This is a genomic window from Serratia sp. CY76391 (genome assembly GCF_052166695.1).
Lineage (GTDB): Bacteria > Pseudomonadota > Gammaproteobacteria > Enterobacterales > Enterobacteriaceae > Serratia > Serratia nematodiphila.
The window spans coordinates 103,846-119,954 of sequence record NZ_JBJNOJ010000015.1 but is presented as its reverse complement, the minus strand read 5'-3'; the positions used below and the strand labels follow the sequence as shown (position 1 = coordinate 119,954).

Sequence of the window (16,109 nt, the reverse complement as noted above, 5' to 3'; positions counted from 1 at the left end):
GCAATAGCGCGGTGGTCCCACCTGACCCCATGCCGAACTCAGAAGTGAAACGCCGTAGCGCCGATGGTAGTGTGGGGTCTCCCCATGCGAGAGTAGGACACTGCCAGGCATCAAATAAAGCCGAAAGCCCTGAACTGACGTTCAGGGCTTTTTGCTATGTGCAATTCGTAAAAAAGCGCAGCTACGCTGCGCCTTTCAACCACTCGACAATAAAGTCGGCGATGCTTTCCGGTTGATTGAGATCCAGCTGCTTAGCTGAGATGGATAGTGGTCGGTCGCTGGCTACCGCGACGACAAACTGATCCAACATGTCTTCCAACGGTTTGCCGATCTCGGCCCGATAAAGCAGGATTTTGCTGACCGGCTCATGTTTAAACCCTTCAACAAGAATCAAATCGATCTTATCGGCATCAAAACGCTCAGCCAGATAGCGCAGATCCAAAGGTTGTTGCTCCGGCGTTTCGGTCATTAATGCCCAGCGGCGATCGTTGGCGACCAGCGTTTGCTCGGCGCCCGCTTTACGCAGCTCATAGCTGTCCTTACCTGGCGTATCCACATCCATATCGTGATGCGTATGTTTGATCAGTCCAATCCTTACCTGGCGTTGTTTCAGCAACGGGATCAGCTGTTTGAGCAGGGTGGTTTTTCCCGTACCGCTGTAGGCGCCGATGGCCAGCAAGGGGGGCAATGAACGATTCATTTCTTTAGCTCTCGTGTTTGCTGCCAATGTAGGCAGTCTTCCGGCGTATTCAGGTTATGAAATGCCGTTTGCTGCCCGCTGAACACTACGCGTTGTGCGCCAATTTGATGCAAGAACAGCATCAGCTTGCGTTCACCGCGCGCCAGGTAGTCGGCCAGCTGCGGCGCTAGTTGGGTATGCAATAACGCCAGCGTAGGGTGATCTCGCTCGCCATCACTGGCAAAGGCCGCCGGCGCCGCGTCTTTTTGTCGCCAGAGTTGAGCGACTAAATCGGTGGGAAAGTCAGGGACGTCACAAGGGACGAAGGCCACCCATTCGCTGGAAGATTGCTTGAGCCCGGCCAGCATACCGGCCAGCGGCCCGGCGAAATCGGGCGTCAGATCGCCAATCACCGGCAAACCGCTCGCCTGATAACATGCCTGATTGCGATTGGCACTGATGACGATGGAAGCCACCTGCGGCCGTAACCGAGCCAATATGTGTTGATAGAGTGCGATACCACCAATCGACACCAGGCCTTTGTCTTCACCGCCCATACGCGTGGCCCGTCCACCGGCCAAAATGACGCCGCTGATTTCTTTATGCATCTCGTTTATCCCGCCTTGTCGATGGGCTGATTGTAGCGCTAAAGCAGGCGTGACATCAGGATTTACCTTTATTGACAAGCCGGTTCTTTCACTGTGTGGGTAAGCCTGTTACTTTGTGAGTTTATTCATGCTATTGGACGATATTGAGATGAAAACGCATCGCGTAAACGAGTTGATCGAGCTGTTGCACCCGGCCTGGCAGGAAGATCCCGATCTCAATTTGATGCAGTTTTTGCAAAAGCTGGCGAAGGAAGCGGGCTTCCAGGGCGAGTTGTCCGAACTGAGCGACGATATTCTCATTTATCACCTGAAAATGCGCGGTAGCGCCGGCACGGATCAGATCCCGGGTCTGAAGAAAGATTACGAAGAAGATTTTAAAACGGCGCTGCTGCGCGCTCGCGGCGTTATCAAGGACTGATCCTCGTGCGGTGCGAGAAAGCATAGCGCGTGAAATGCGCCATTAATGCTACTATTTCTCATTCCCGGCACCGTGCTGTCAGCGATCAAACGAACGTTATGAATAACTCTGCTTTTAATTTCGAAACTCTGTCGCCCGATTTGATTATGGACGCGCTAGAAGGAGTTGGCCTGCGCGTCGATTCCGGCCTGACGGCACTGAACAGTTACGAGAACCGCGTCTATCAGTTTATGGACGAAGAGCGCCGGCGCTACGTGGTGAAGTTTTACCGCCCGGAGCGCTGGAGCGCCGCACAGATCGGTGAGGAACATCAGTTCGCTCTGGATCTGGCCAGCGCGGAGATCCCGGCGGTGGCGCCGTTGGCGTTGCAAGGCGCTACGTTGCATACGCACGGCGGCTTTTTCTTTGCCCTGTTCCCCAGCGTGGGGGGCCGGCAATACGAGATAGACAATCTGGATCAGTTGGAATGGGTGGGCCGTTTTCTGGGGCGTATCCACCAGGTCGGCGGTGAGCGTTTGTTCGCTGAGCGGCCAACGATGGGGATTGAAGAGTACCTCACCGCCCCGCGTCAGGTGCTGGCCGATTGCGAGCTGCTACCGGCAACGCAGCGTGACGCGTTCCTGCAGGCGACGGATAATCTGATTGCAGCGATCAAGTCGCACTGGCATCTGAACTGGCAGCCGCGCCGTTTGCACGGTGATTGCCATCCGGGCAATATTCTGTGGCGCGATGGCCCGCTGTTCGTCGATCTTGATGACGCGCGCAACGGCCCGGCAGTGCAGGATCTGTGGATGTTGCTGCACGGCGAACGTCGCGATCAACTGATGCAGCTGGATGTCTTGCTGGAGGCGTATAGCGAATTTGCCGAGTTCGATCAGCGCGAGCTGGCGTTGATTGAACCACTGCGAGCGATGCGCATGGTGTATTACCTGGCCTGGGTCGCTCGCCGCTGGCAGGATCCGGCCTTCCCTAAGAGTTTTCCGTGGATGGCGGAGTCTGATTTCTGGTTGTCTCAGACTGCGGCCTTCACTGAACAGGTTAAGCTGTTGCAGGAGCCCCCGCTGCAGCTGACGCCAATGTATTGAAGCTTTAACACAATGGAGAGTTTAGTCTTATGAAAAAAATATGGTTGGCGCTCGTTGGCATGGTGATGGCATTCAGTGCCTCGGCGGCACAGTTTAGCGATGGCGCTCAGTACGTGACTCTGGACAAACCGGTGACCGGCGAGCCGCAGGTGTTGGAGTTCTTCTCCTTCTACTGCCCGCACTGCTACCAGTTCGAGCAGGTCTATCATGTGTCTGAGAACGTAAAGAAAGCGCTGCCTGCCGGCACCAAAATGACCAAGTACCACGTGGAGTTCCTGGGGCCGTTGGGCAAACAGCTGACTCAGGCGTGGGCGGTGGCGATGGCGCTGGGCGTCGAAGACAAGGTGAGCCCGCTGATGTTTGAAGCGGTGCAGAAAACCCAGACCGTGCAAACGCCGGACGATATCCGCAACGTCTTCGTGAAAGCGGGCGTGACCGCCGCAGATTATGACGCGGCCTGGAACAGCTTCGTGGTGAAATCTCTGGTGGTTCAACAGGAGAAAGCCGCAGAAGATCTGCAGCTGCGCGGCGTGCCGGCGGTATTCGTCAACGGCAAATACATGGTTAAAAACGATGGCCTGGACACCAGCTCGATGGACGCTTACGTGAAGCAGTTCGCCGATGTGGTTAAATTCCTCAGCCAGCAGAAATAAGCCTGATTCAACATGAAAAACGCCGGCATCGCCGGCGTTTTTTTATCCGTATTGCCGCTTCAATTTATCCAGCAACCGGTCTTTTTCCTGCCACAGCGTATTCAGCCACAGTTGGAAGCGCCGCTTGAACTGTTTGTCGTTGAAGTAGTCGCCGTGCAGGGTTTCATCGATCGGCAGCGTCTCTATTCTCACCACGATACGCGTCAGCCGCCCACACAGCATATCCATAAAAGGCCGCTGGTTATTTTCCGGATAGAGCAGAGTAACGTTCAACACTTTGTCGAACTGATTGCCCAGCGCGCTGAGCGTAAACGCGATGCCGGCGGCTTTAGGCGCCAGCAAATTGCGATACGGCGAATTGCTTTTAATTTTCTTGGCTTCAGTGAAGCGCGAACCCTCGACGAAATTGACGATGGTGGTTGGACGCTGGCGGAATTTTTCGCAGGAACGGCGCGTCGTTTCGATATCCTTGCCGCGCTTTTCCGGATGCTTGAGCAAATAGGCGCGGGAATAACGCTTCATGAAAGGCATATCCAGCGCCCAGCAGGCCAGGCCGACAAAAGGCACCCAGGCGAGCTGTTGCTTGAGGAAATACTTATTCATTGGAATATGATTTCTGAACAGCACGCATAACACGACAATGTCCGACCAGCTTTCGTGGTTGCTGATCAGCAGATACCAGTTTTTGCGATCCAACCCTTCCAGCCCTTCAATATCCCAACGCAATTGCCCGTTAATGCGCAATAACAGCGCCAGCCCTTGGCACCAACACCACATCATGAAATCGGCAAAAGCCGAGATATATCGCCAAACGGCGGGAATGGGCACCAGGAGTTTCACGATGCCGGCCAGCGTGATGGGGATGGAGCACAACACCGTCACCAGAATGGTAAGTATGACGGAAATGATAAAGATAACAGGCGTTAACAATCTTGGCATGATTATGGGCTGATGGTTGTTGGGAACATCGTTGCATGCCAAAGCGCATGAACAAAAACGCATTTTAACAGAAATCGCCGGGGTAAAGCGCCGCTAAAAATCACTGTTTTTCGTCTCATCGGATAACCATTTGCTGAGTTTTCGTGCAACTTGTCCAGCTTGTGCTATGGTAATTGAGGCGCCGAATTTGATTAATAGTGCGATTAAAATCCGGCGAAAGTTATATCCACAAATTCAATAAATGCCAGTAATAAAGCATCGCCGGAATTCGTTCTTTTAACGCGTTGATTTAAATAGGAATTTTATTCGCCGTTATAACGATAATCGCAGCGTTATAATTCGGTCTCTTTTCTATGCACAAAGTTATCCACAGGTAAGATCTTGCGGATCCTCGCACACAATCACATCATTTTCGTCCGCAATGCACGCTAAGGTTCGTCTCCGGCGGCCAGCTATGGCATGCTTACCCCTATGTCCGATCACGATAAAGAAACGCTATGGCCCAGATTGCAGAAAACCCACTAATCCTGGTTGACGGTTCCTCCTACCTCTACCGCGCTTATCACGCCTTCCCGCCGCTGACCAACTCGGCGGGCGAGCCGACCGGCGCGATGTACGGCGTGCTGAATATGCTGCGCAGCCTGCTGCTGCAGTATCAACCGAGCCACGTTGCCGTGGTGTTTGATGCCAAAGGGAAAACCTTCCGCGATGATCTCTTCGCTGAATACAAATCACACCGGCCGCCGATGCCGGACGATCTGCGCGCGCAGATCGAGCCGCTGCACAGCATGGTCAAGGCGATGGGCCTGCCGCTGCTGGTGACACCCGGCGTTGAGGCGGACGACGTTATCGGTACGCTGGCGCTGGAGGCCGAAAAGGCCGGCCATGCGGTGCTGATCAGCACCGGCGACAAAGACATGGCGCAGCTGGTGACGCCGAACGTCACCCTGATCAACACCATGAACAACACGATCCTCGGCCCGCAGGAAGTGTGCGACAAGTACGGCATTCCGCCGGAGTTGATCATCGATTTCCTGGCGCTGATGGGCGATTCATCGGACAACATTCCCGGCGTGCCGGGCGTGGGCGAGAAAACCGCCCAGGCGTTGCTGCAGGGTATCGGCGGCCTGGATGCGCTGTACGGCAATCTGGAGAACATCGCCACGCTGAGCTTCCGCGGCGCCAAAACCATGGCGGCCAAGCTGGAGCAGAACAAAGAGGTCGCGTACCTCTCCTATAAGCTGGCGACGATCAAAACCGACGTCGAACTGGATCTGACCTGCGCGGACCTGACGGTATCCGAGCCGGATGTCGATACGCTGCAACAGCTGTTCAAACAGTACGAGTTCAAACGCTGGCTGGCGGACGTGGAAGCCGGCGTCTGGCTGGAAAACAAGAAAGGCGCGGGCGCGAAAGCTGCCGGCGTCGCCAAACCGGCAGCCGCCGTGGAAGCGCCGAAAGCCTTGGCGGAGGCCAAGCTGTCCCAGGACGGGTATGTCACCATCCTGGATGAAGCGACCTTTACCGACTGGCTGGCGCGGTTGAAAAAGGCCGACGTATTTGCCTTCGATACCGAAACCGACGGTCTGGATACCCTGACTGCCAACCTGATCGGTCTGTCCTTCGCGATCGCGCCGGGCGAAGCGGCTTATTTGCCGGTGGCGCACGATTACCTGGATGCGCCGGCGCAGCTGGATCGCGCTTACGTGCTGGAGGCGCTCAAGCCGCTGCTGGAAGACGAGAAGGCGCTCAAGGTCGGGCAAAACCTGAAGTTCGATATGAGCCTGCTGGCGCGTTACGGCATCGAGATGCGCGGCATCGCCTACGACACCATGCTGGAGTCCTATGTGCTGGACAGCGTCGGCGGCCGTCATGATATGGACAGCCTGGCCGATCGTTATCTGGGCCACAAAACCATCACCTTCGAAGAGATCGCCGGCAAGGGCAAGAACCAGCTGACGTTCAATCAGATCGCGCTGGAGCAGGCGGCGCCTTACGCCGCCGAAGACGCCGATGTCACGCTGCAGCTGCACCTGGCGATGTGGCCGCAGCTGAAACAGAGCGCGGAACTGCTGACGGTATTCAATGAGATTGAAATGCCGCTGCTGCCGGTGCTGTCGCATATCGAACGCACCGGGGTGCTGATCGATCCGGCCATTTTGTCGGCCCACTCCCAGGAGTTGGCCAAGCGTCTGGCAGAGTTGGAGGCGCAGGCCCACGAGCTGGCGGAAGAGCCGTTCAACCTGGCGTCGACCAAGCAGCTGCAGGCGATCCTGTACGAAAAACAAAAGCTGCCGGTGCTGAAGAAAACCCCGGGCGGGGCGCCGTCCACCAACGAAGAGGTGCTGGCCGAGCTGGCGCTGGACTACCCGCTGCCGAAGGTGATCCTGGAATACCGCGGCCTGGCGAAACTGAAGACCACCTATACCGACAAGCTGCCGTTGATGATCAATCCGGTCAGCGGCCGGGTGCATACCTCGTACCATCAGGCGGTGACTGCCACCGGCCGCCTCTCCTCGAGCGATCCGAACCTGCAGAACATCCCGGTGCGCAACGAAGAAGGGCGGCGCATTCGCCAGGCCTTTATTGCGCCGGAAGGCTACCGCATCGTCGCGGCCGACTACTCGCAGATCGAGCTGCGCATCATGGCGCATCTGTCACAGGATGAGGGGCTGCTGAAGGCCTTTGCCGAAGGGAAAGACATTCACCGCGCCACGGCGTCGGAAGTTTTCGGCGTGCCGTTGGATAAAGTGACCGGCGAGCAGCGCCGCAGCGCCAAGGCGATTAACTTCGGTTTGATTTACGGCATGAGCGCCTTCGGCCTGGCGCGTCAGTTGGGGATCCCGCGTGGGGAAGCCCAGCGCTATATGGATCTCTACTTTGAGCGTTACCCGGGCGTGCTGGATTACATGGAGCGCACCCGTCAGCAGGCTTCCGAGCAGGGCTATGTCAGCACGCTGGACGGCCGCCGTCTGTATCTGCCGGACGTCCGCTCCAGCAACGCCATGCGCCGCAAGGCGGCCGAGCGCGCCGCCATCAACGCCCCGATGCAGGGCACGGCAGCCGATATCATCAAGCGTGCGATGATCGAGGTCGACGCCTGGCTGCAAGGGCAGGAGAAGCCGTTGGTGCGCGCGATCATGCAGGTACACGATGAATTGGTGTTCGAGGTGCATGAATCGGTGATCGAAGAAGCCAGCCAGCGCATCCGCCAACTGATGGAAGGCAGCATGGCCCTGGCGGTGCCGCTGAAGGTCGATGTGGGCGTCGGCATGAACTGGGATGAAGCGCACTGATCGCCGGGTTATCGCCGTATGCGCTAACTGGCGAGAAGCTAAGCACTTTTCGTAATTAAGCTACAAGATGCGGCGATAGTTTCCCCAACTTCGCCGTTCTTGCGCCGCAAATTGTGTAAGTAAACTACAAAAAATTCTTTTTCCCTGCGAAAAAATGATGTAGAGTTACAGGCGTAGGGTACAGAGGTAAGATGTTCTATCTTTCAGACCTTTTACTTCACGTAATCGGATTTGGCTGAATATTTAGCCGCCCCAGTCAGTATTGACTGGGGCGTTTTTTATTGTAAAAACAGCAGTAAACCATACGTTTTTCCTATCGCTCGGCCCCGCTTTTCATTTCAGCTTCCGCTCCCTCAATCCGCGTAATTCGGCGAAACAAGCCCGTTTTGGCGATAAGTCTTTATGATGGCTTTATTTCAAAAATGTAATTAGATAACGAAAAATCTCGCCTGCGGCCGATCTGCGGGCATAAAAAAGCCGATGCGGTAAGGCATCAGCTCAAGCGTGCGATCAGGGCTTATTCGCCGATATCCTCTTCCGGCAGCACTTCCGGCGGGATCTCGTTAAACCAGGTGTCCAGCTTCTGACGCAGCTTGTCGACGCCGATCTTTTTCAGCGATGAGAAGGCTTCGACCTGGATATCCCCCATAAACGGCAGCACCGCTTCACGCACCATGTTGAGCTGCGCCTTGCGTGCGCCGGAGGCCAGCTTGTCGGCCTTGGTCAGCAACACCAGCACCGGCGTGCCGACGTCGACCGCCCACTGGATCATCTGCTGGTCGAGATCTTTCAGCGGATGGCGGATATCCATCAGTACCACCAGCCCTTTCAGGCTGTTGCGCATCTGCAGGTATTCGCCCAGCGCGCGTTGCCATTTGCGTTTCATTTCTTCCGGCACTTCGGCGTAGCCATAACCCGGCAGGTCGACCAGACGAATGCCGTCTTCCACTTCGAACAGGTTGATCAGCTGGGTGCGCCCCGGCGTTTTACTGGTGCGCGCCAGGCTTTTTTGGTTGGTCAGCGTATTCAGCGCGCTGGATTTACCGGCGTTGGAACGGCCGGCAAAGGCGACTTCAATTCCTGCATCCCCCGGCAGATGGCGAATATCGGGTGCGCTGGTGACGAAATGGGTCACATGATAGTTGTAGTTCTTGCTGGTCAAAATTTTTCGTCTCCGTGAGGATGGCTAACTGGTTGGCGATTATAACTGCATCAGCGGTAAAAATGGCGTGTTTCTCCGTTTTTAAGCGGCGGGGCGCGATAAAACGACAGTTAAGCCGACCATACGTTGTGAGACATTTGCCATTCGAATCGCGGGTAATGTCGCTTTATTCGAAAGTGATATTTCTGTTTTTATTTTAAAAACAACATGTTGTTTTTTCGTTGTGTGGAAATGTCAGTCAAATCGGCGTCAGGTGCCTTGAGCCTTCGCAACAATAACGTAAAGTACTCGTTAACGCAGGGTTGCGCAGGAGTAGGGAACATCCGGGAAGGATGACAAATCTCAGGGAATGCACAGGGCGTGCAATGAGTGCCAGGATGAACGCAAAAGGAAGTGACCCTTTCGCACCGGAATAGGCGGCAGGCACATCGGATGGTGAAGTATCGGCAGTTTGGATGCCCGCAGGAAGCGCGCTCGGGAAGAGCGGATGCGAATGGATTGCGCCATGGACGATTTTCCTTTCAGGATGAAGGACGTAGTGGCAGGGAATGCGGTTATAGCAGAAGGAAAAACCGGGATGTTGCATGTACGCAAGGAGCGCGTAACAGGAATACCCTTCGCAAGAAGGTGCGAAATAGGCGGCAGGTTTAACCTGCCGCCTTTTTTCTTTGTCCGCTTTCTGCTAGATTCCGCCGCAATTCTATACTGAATCTACATACCTAAGAGCACACGCTATGAACCAGCCATCAAAAGCACCTCGCGGCAGCGCGGCGAAGTCAAAAACGAAAAAGAAAAGCCGTATGGAGCTCGATCAGGAAGCGCGCGAGCGCAAACGCCTGAAAAAGCGCCGCGGCCACGCTTCCGGTTCACGCACCCAGGTTGAGTCCGGCAGCCAAAAAAACAAATCGGCGGCGGAAGCCAAAGATCCGCGTATCGGCAGTAAAGTGCCGGTTGCGCTGGTGGTCGACGAAACCAAAGTGAAGGCCAAACCGCAGCCGAAGCCAAAGGCCGAAGCGAAACCGCGCCTGTCGCCGGAAGAAGAGCTGGCGAAGCTGGAAAATGACGAACGCCTGAACGCGCTGCTGGATCGCATCGACGATGGCGAAACGCTGAACGCGCAAGAGCAGGCGTATGTCGACAAGACGTTGGATCGCATCGATGTGCTGATGGACGTGCTGGGCATCGAGCTGGGCGATGAAGACGATGAGGAAGAAGAAGAGAAGCAGGAAGATATTCTGAAGCTGCTGAAAGGCGGCAACCCGAAGGACGCTTTTTAACGCGCCATGTGGCTGATCCCGACAATAGCCCTACTCTTGATGTGTTATCTGCTGTGGTTATTCGGTAAACTATGGCGGCTGTCTAAGCGCAAAGCGCGTTTTCGCAGCGCTTCCGTGGCCAGACAGCGCAGACAACCGCCCCTCTCCCGGCCCGGTAGAAAAAGATATCGGAAGGAGTGAGCATGTCAGAGCAGACGATTGTCTGGGATTTGGCCCTGATCCAAAAATATAACTACTCAGGGCCGCGTTATACCTCATACCCCACGGCGCTGGAATTTAACCAGCGCTATGACGAAGCGGCGTTTCAACGCGCCGCGGCGCGCTACCCTGAGCGGCCGCTGTCGCTGTACGTGCATATCCCTTTCTGCCATAAGCTGTGCTATTTCTGCGGCTGCAACAAACTGGTGACGCGTCAGACGCACAAGGCCGACGAATACCTGAATGTCTTGGCGCAAGAGATCGCCAGCCGTGCGCCGCTGTTCGCCGGCCGCAAGGTCGGTCAGATGCACTGGGGCGGCGGTACGCCAACCTACCTGGACAAAGCGCAAATCAGCCGGCTGGTGGCGCTGCTGCGCGAACATTTTGATTTTCTGCCCGATGCGGAGATGTCGATCGAGGTCGATCCGCGCGAGATAGCGCTGGATGTGCTCGATCATTTACGCGCCGAAGGCTTTAACCGCCTGAGCATGGGGGTGCAGGATTTCAACAAGCAGGTGCAGCAGTTGGTCAACCGCGAGCAGGACGAAGCCTTTATCTTCGCCCTGATCGAGCGGGCCAAAGCGCTGGGCTTCCGCTCGACCAATATCGATCTGATCTACGGCCTGCCGAAACAGACGCCGGAAAGCTTCGCCTTCACCCTGCAGCGGGTGGCTGAACTGAATCCCGATCGCCTCAGCGTGTTCAACTACGCGCATATGCCGAATTTATTCGCCGCTCAGCGCAAAATCAAAGACGCCGATCTGCCCAGCGCGCAGCAGAAGCTGGATATCCTGCAGCAGAGCATCGCGTTCCTGACTGACGCCGGCTATCAGTTCATCGGTATGGATCACTTTGCACGCCCGGACGATGAGCTGGCGATTGCGCAACGCGAAGGCAAGCTGCACCGCAATTTCCAGGGCTACACCACCCAGGGCGACAGCGATCTGCTGGGGTTGGGCGTGTCGGCCATCAGCATGCTCGGCGACAGCTATGCGCAGAACCAGAAAGAGCTGAAGCATTACTATGAGAGCGTACCGGCGCAGGGCAACGCCCTGTGGCGCGGGCTGGCGCTGACGGACGACGATTGTCTGCGGCGCGATCTGATCAAAACCCTGATCTGCAACTTCCGGTTGGCGTATCAGCCGCTCGAACGGCAATACGGCATCGATTTCACCGCTTACTTCGCCGAAGACCTGCAGCTGCTGGCGCCGTTTGAACGCGATGGGCTGGTGGAGCGCGACGAGCAGGGCATTCGCGTCACGCCGCGCGGGCGCTTGCTGATCCGCAATATTTGCATGTGCTTCGACCGCTATCTGCGGCAACAGGCGCGCAGCCAGCAGTTCTCACGGGTGATCTGAGGATGAAAAAACAGCCGCCGATGCGGCTGTTTTTTTAACTGAAGAAGTTAATCAGCGCGGCGCACAACACCGCGGCAACCGCCGCCTGCGGGGTGTGGCTGGCGGCGGAGCCCAGCTCCGCGCCCTGAGAAATGAATGCGATGAATGAGTCCAGCATCGTCAACCTCCAGAGTGTGCGACACGATCATACTGCGCCCGCACCGGCTGTAAAGCCTGAGGTTGGCGTTTTTTTGTGCGCCGGATTGCGTTTTTCATCATCCACCCCGTTCCTATTCCATGCCCAGCTCTTTAAGCTTGCGGGTGAGGGTATTGCGCCCCCAGCCCAGCAGGCGCGCGGCTTCCTGTTTGTGCCCTTGGGTGTGGCGCAGGGCGGTGGTGAGCAGCGTGCGCTCCATTTCCGGCTGTGCTTCCGACAGCAGATTTTGATGACCGGAACGCAGCGCGCGATCGGCCCACTGCGCCAGCAGTGTGGCCCAGCTGTCCGGCAGACTGTGGCTGGGGCTTTCCGGCGCAGCGGTTTCGAACAGTTCACCCGGCAGATCCTGAATCAGCACTTCCTGCCCGGCGGCCATCACCGTCAGCCAGCGGCAGGTGTTCTCCAACTGGCGCACGTTGCCCGGCCAGGGCAGGCGGGTCAGCGCGGTTTCGGTTTCCGGATGCAGGTTCTTGGCCTCGACGCCCAGCTCCTTGGCGGCGATCTGCAGGAAGTGGCGCGCCAGCCGCGGGATGTCTTCACGGCGTTCGCGCAGCGGCGGCAGGTGTACACGGATCACGTTCAGGCGGTGGAACAGATCCTCGCGGAACTTGCCTTCCTGTACCCGCAGCTCCAGGTTCTGGTGCGTGGCGGCGATGATGCGCACGTCGACCTTCACCGGCGCATAGCCGCCGACCCGGTAGAACTGGCCGTCCGCCAGCACCCGCAGCAGGCGCGTTTGCACGTCGAGCGGCATATCGCCGATCTCGTCGAGGAACAGCGTGCCGCCGTCGGCCTGTTCAAAGCGCCCCTGACGGATTTGGTTCGCGCCGGTGAAGGCGCCTTTCTCGTGGCCGAACAGCTCGGACTCGATCAGATCCTTGGGAATAGCGGCCATGTTCAGGGCGATGAACGGTGATTTGGCGCGCGGGCTGTGGCGGTGCAGCGCATGTGCCACCAGCTCTTTACCGGTGCCGGATTCGCCGTTGATCAGCACGCTGATCGACGAACGCGAGAGCCGGCCGATGATGCGAAACACGTCCTGCATCGCCGGCGCTTCGCCGATGATGTCCGCCGCCGGATCGCTGGCCGGCTGGCTGCGCACCGGCTGCTGCTGCTCCTGATAATGGCTGATGGCGCGCTCGACCAGCGCCACCGCTTCGTCGATGTCGAACGGCTTCGGCAGGTAGTCGAAGGCCCCTTGCTGATAGGCGCTGACGGCGGCGTCCAAATCCGAATGCGCGGTCATGATGATCACCGGCAGCATCGGATGGCGCTGTTTGATCTGCTTGAGCAGCGCCAGACCATCGATGCCCGGCATGCGGATATCGGACAGCAACACGTCGGGAGTTTGCGTGGCCAAGGCTTCCAGCACGTCATTGCCGCCTTCGAAGGTGGCGCAGCTCATGCCCGCGCCGGTGAGCGCGCGCTCAAGCACCCAGCGGATGGAGCTATCGTCATCGACGATCCAGACTATCCCTCGTTGCATTGCAAACCTCACTGACGAATGGGCAGGTAGACCGAGAATTCGGTATGACCTGGCCAACTGTTGAACTCAATTTTTCCGCAATGCTGATCGATCAGATTGCGGGCGATGGATAATCCCAGGCCGGTACCGCCTTCACGGCCGCTGACCATCGGGTAGAACAGCGTGTCCTGCAGCTGCGCCGGCACGCCGGGGCCGTCGTCTTCGACATCGATACGCGCCGCCAGGCGATAGCGGGTGCCGTGCAACGTTATCTGAAACGCGGTGCGGGTGCGTAGCGTAATGGTGCCGCCCGCCTCGCCCAAGGCCTGCAGCGCATTGCGGGTGATGTTCAGCAGCACCTGCTCTATCTGATCCGGGTCGTGGGCCATTTCCGGCAGGCTGGGATCGTAGTCGCGCACCAGCGTGACGTTATCCGGCATTTCCAGCGACACCAGCTGGCAGACGCGCTCTGCGACCTGATGAATGCTCTGGGTAATATGCTGGCCGGGCCGCTGCGGCCCGAGCAGACGATCCACCAGATTACGCAGCCGATCGGCCTGCTCAATGATCACCTTGGTGTATTCGGTCAGCGCCGGATCGGGCAGCGCCTTGGCCAGCAGCTGCGCTGCGCCGCGCAGGCCGCCCAGCGGGTTTTTAATTTCGTGCGCCAAACCGCGCACCAGATCGCGGGCCGCCACCTGTTGGGCATGCTGCAGCTGTTCCTGGCTCAGGCGGCGCTGATTGTCCATCGGCGCCAGTTCGACCAGGATATAGCCTTCCGGCAGCGCCTGAGCGGTCAGGGAAAGGATATGCGCGCGGCCGTCGACCACCAGAGTCACTTCGTTGTCGGTGAAGCCCTGCCCGGCGCGCAGGCTTTCGCGCATCAAAGAGACGTTCAGCGAAAAATAACCGAGCAAATCGGGCAGCGGTGTGCCGAACAGCTTGCGGGAGCTTTGCGCCAGCAGCTGCTGTGCCGCCGGGTTGGCGTAGTGAACCGCCAGTGAGTCATCCAACAGCAGGATGCTGTTGATGAGTGAATTGAGGATCTGCCCAGCATCGGGCAGCTTGCCAGTTGCCATACAGCAGACTCCTGCACCTTTTTAGTGCATCTATCCTACTCCATCCGGGATCGGCGCGGTATGGAATAGTTTTGCAGAAAATACGGTGGAGAAAAAAACCCATCCGAAGATGGGCTGAAAGTTTCCACGGCAACAAAAAAGCGATAACAAAAATTGTGGGCGCCGTCCGCCTTTGCAGACGGCGCGGGTAGGGCTTAGACGCTGTAGTACAGTTCGAACTCAACCGGGTGTGGCGTCATGCGAACGCGGTCCATCTCTTCTTTGCGCAATTCGATGTAGGCATCGATCGCATCGTCGGTGAACACGCCGCCGCGGGTCAGGAACTCGCGGTCTTCGTTCAGTGCGGCCATCGCTTCGTCCAGCGAGCCGGCCACTTTTGGGATCTCGGCTTCTTCTTCCGGCGGCAGGTCGTACAGGTTTTTGTCCATGGCGTCGCCAGGGTGGATCTTGTTGATGATGCCGTCCAGGCCGGCCATCAGCAGTGCGGCGAAGCACAGGTATGGGTTAGCCGCCGGATCCGGGAAGCGGGCTTCGATGCGGCGCGCTTTCGGGCTGGCGACCACCGGGATGCGGATGGACGCGGAGCGGTTACGGGCGGAGTAGGCCAGCATCACAGGCGCTTCGTAGCCCGGCACCAGACGTTTGTACGAGTTGGTGGTCGGGTTGGCCAACGCGTTGATCGCCTTGGCGTGCTTGATGATGCCGCCGATGTAGAACAGCGCGGTTTCAGACAGGCCGCCGTATTTGTCGCCGGCGAACAGGTTGGTGCCGTTCTTGGACAGCGACATGTGGCAGTGCATGCCGGAACCGTTGTCGCCGAACATGGGCTTCGGCATGAAGGTCGCGGTTTTACCGAAGGCGTGCGCCACGTTGTGCACCACGTACTTGTAGATCTGAATTTCGTCGGCTTTCTTGGTCATGGTGTTGAAGCGGGTTGCCACTTCGTTCTGACCGGCGGTTGCCACTTCGTGGTGGTGCGCTTCAACCACCAGGCCCATCTCTTCCATGGTCAGACACATGGTGGAACGCAGATCCTGCGAAGAGTCGACCGGTGGAACCGGGAAGTAACCGCCTTTCACCGCCGGACGGTGGCCTTTGTTGCCGCCGTCGTATTTTGTGCCGGAGTTCCAGGCGCCTTCGATATCGTCGATCGCCACGTGGGAACCGCGGATGCTGCTGCCGAAGCGGATGTCGTCGAACAGGAAGAACTCAGGCTCTGGCCCGAACAGCACGGTGTCCGCGATGCCGGAGGAGCGCAGGAAGTCTTCGGCGCGTTTGGAGATGGAACGCGGGTCGCGATCGTAGCCTTGCATGGTGCCCGGCTCGAGAATGTCACAGCGAATGATCAGCGTAGGTTCTTCGAAGAACGGATCCAGAACCGCCGTGCTGGCGTCCGGCATCAGCACCATGTCAGATTCGTTGATGCCCTTCCAACCACCGATAGAGGAGCCGTCAAACATTTTACCTTCTTCGAAGAAGTCGGCGTTTACCTGGTGAGCCGGGATAGTCACGTGCTGTTCCTTACCCTTGGTGTCAGTGAAACGCAGGTCTACGAATTTCACTTCATGCTCATTCAGCATCGTCAAAACGTGTTCAGCGGACATACTTAACTCTCCCGGTTTATCATTGTCGTCGTCGTGGAACGAATCTGTGGAACTGGCTTTTTTTCGCCTTGAAAAGACTAAAGCGAAAAGCA

The 16,109-nt window shown here is 57.5% G+C and carries 15 protein-coding genes and 1 rRNA gene; 8 read left to right on the top strand and 8 right to left on the bottom strand.

Annotation, left to right across the window (positions count from 1 at the left end; all coding sequences use genetic code 11):
- Window positions 1-109 (top strand): 5S ribosomal RNA (gene rrf, locus ACJ8PN_RS23470); the annotation flags it as partial.
- 72 nt (window positions 110-181) lie between these two features.
- On the opposite strand, the gene mobB is transcribed toward rrf, so the two are convergent.
- Both mobB and mobA read right to left on the bottom strand, forming a co-directional pair.
- On the bottom strand, window positions 182-700 hold the full coding sequence (gene mobB / locus ACJ8PN_RS23465) for a molybdopterin-guanine dinucleotide biosynthesis protein MobB (RefSeq protein ID WP_060558001.1): 519 nt from the start codon (window positions 698-700) through the stop codon (window positions 182-184).
- Window positions 697-1,287 carry a molybdenum cofactor guanylyltransferase MobA gene (gene mobA, locus ACJ8PN_RS23460; RefSeq protein ID WP_060557999.1) on the bottom strand — a complete coding sequence of 197 codons (591 nt, stop codon included), beginning with the start codon at window positions 1,285-1,287 and terminating at the stop codon, window positions 697-699. Before mobA ends, mobB begins: the two co-directional genes overlap by 4 nt.
- Before the next feature lie 148 nt (window positions 1,288-1,435).
- Between mobA and ACJ8PN_RS23455 the strand changes: the two genes are divergently transcribed.
- The 3 genes from ACJ8PN_RS23455 (at window position 1,436) to dsbA (ending at window position 3,443) form a co-directional block, all read left to right on the top strand.
- Window positions 1,436-1,705 (top strand): YihD family protein, encoded by a 270-nt coding sequence (locus ACJ8PN_RS23455; RefSeq protein ID WP_004931268.1) that lies wholly within the window; start codon window positions 1,436-1,438, stop codon window positions 1,703-1,705.
- A 98-nt stretch (window positions 1,706-1,803) separates the two neighbouring features.
- Window positions 1,804-2,790 carry a serine/threonine protein kinase gene (locus tag ACJ8PN_RS23450; RefSeq protein WP_171454996.1) on the top strand — a complete coding sequence of 329 codons (987 nt, stop codon included), beginning with the start codon at window positions 1,804-1,806 and terminating at the stop codon, window positions 2,788-2,790.
- 29 nt (window positions 2,791-2,819) lie between these two features.
- Window positions 2,820-3,443: a thiol:disulfide interchange protein DsbA gene (dsbA, locus tag ACJ8PN_RS23445; protein ID WP_004931264.1), complete on the top strand. Its 624-nt coding sequence runs from the start codon at window positions 2,820-2,822 to the stop codon at window positions 3,441-3,443.
- A gap of 42 nt (window positions 3,444-3,485) precedes the next feature.
- On the opposite strand, the gene ACJ8PN_RS23440 is transcribed toward dsbA, so the two are convergent.
- Window positions 3,486-4,382 (bottom strand): acyltransferase, encoded by an 897-nt coding sequence (locus ACJ8PN_RS23440; RefSeq protein ID WP_015379457.1) that lies wholly within the window; start codon window positions 4,380-4,382, stop codon window positions 3,486-3,488.
- 497 nt (window positions 4,383-4,879) lie between these two features.
- Here ACJ8PN_RS23440 and polA point away from each other — a divergent pair, with 497 nt between their 5' ends.
- Window positions 4,880-7,678, top strand: a complete 2,799-nt coding sequence (gene polA / locus ACJ8PN_RS23435; protein WP_004931261.1) for a DNA polymerase I — start codon at window positions 4,880-4,882, stop codon at window positions 7,676-7,678.
- Window positions 7,679-7,869: 191 nt separating this feature from the next.
- Window positions 7,870-7,917 (top strand): spot 42 RNA, inhibition of DNA synthesis, encoded by a 48-nt coding sequence (locus ACJ8PN_RS23430; protein ID WP_071892919.1) that lies wholly within the window; start codon window positions 7,870-7,872, stop codon window positions 7,915-7,917.
- Between the two features lie 278 nt (window positions 7,918-8,195).
- Here ACJ8PN_RS23430 and yihA read toward each other — a convergent pair whose 3' ends face one another.
- Window positions 8,196-8,840 (bottom strand): ribosome biogenesis GTP-binding protein YihA/YsxC, encoded by a 645-nt coding sequence (yihA, locus tag ACJ8PN_RS23425; protein WP_004931258.1) that lies wholly within the window; start codon window positions 8,838-8,840, stop codon window positions 8,196-8,198.
- 734 nt (window positions 8,841-9,574) lie between these two features.
- On the opposite strand from yihA, the gene yihI reads away from it, so the two are divergent.
- Both yihI and hemN read left to right on the top strand, forming a co-directional pair.
- Window positions 9,575-10,117 (top strand): Der GTPase-activating protein YihI, encoded by a 543-nt coding sequence (yihI, locus tag ACJ8PN_RS23420; RefSeq protein ID WP_015379455.1) that lies wholly within the window; start codon window positions 9,575-9,577, stop codon window positions 10,115-10,117.
- Window positions 10,118-10,299: 182 nt separating this feature from the next.
- Entirely contained in the window at window positions 10,300-11,673 is a 1,374-nt protein-coding gene (gene hemN, locus ACJ8PN_RS23415; protein ID WP_280631092.1) for an oxygen-independent coproporphyrinogen III oxidase, read from the top strand.
- Window positions 11,674-11,707: 34 nt separating this feature from the next.
- Here the strand turns inward: hemN and ACJ8PN_RS23410 are convergent, their stop codons facing one another.
- The 4 genes from ACJ8PN_RS23410 to glnA all read right to left on the bottom strand — a co-directional run bounded on the left by ACJ8PN_RS23410 (window position 11,708) and on the right by glnA (window position 16,017).
- Window positions 11,708-11,830 (bottom strand): YshB family small membrane protein, encoded by a 123-nt coding sequence (locus ACJ8PN_RS23410; protein ID WP_004931250.1) that lies wholly within the window; start codon window positions 11,828-11,830, stop codon window positions 11,708-11,710.
- A gap of 112 nt (window positions 11,831-11,942) precedes the next feature.
- Window positions 11,943-13,355, bottom strand: a complete 1,413-nt coding sequence (gene glnG, locus ACJ8PN_RS23405; RefSeq protein WP_094142235.1) for a nitrogen regulation protein NR(I) — start codon at window positions 13,353-13,355, stop codon at window positions 11,943-11,945.
- An 8-nt stretch (window positions 13,356-13,363) separates the two neighbouring features.
- Complete coding sequence (glnL, locus tag ACJ8PN_RS23400) at window positions 13,364-14,413, bottom strand: nitrogen regulation protein NR(II) (protein WP_004931246.1); 1,050 nt, start codon at window positions 14,411-14,413, stop codon at window positions 13,364-13,366.
- Window positions 14,414-14,607: 194 nt separating this feature from the next.
- The gene (gene glnA, locus ACJ8PN_RS23395) at window positions 14,608-16,017 is read right to left on the bottom strand and encodes a glutamate--ammonia ligase (RefSeq protein ID WP_025304715.1); all 1,410 of its coding nucleotides are present in this window, start codon (window positions 16,015-16,017) and stop codon (window positions 14,608-14,610) included.
- Window positions 16,018-16,109 lie beyond the last annotated feature (92 nt).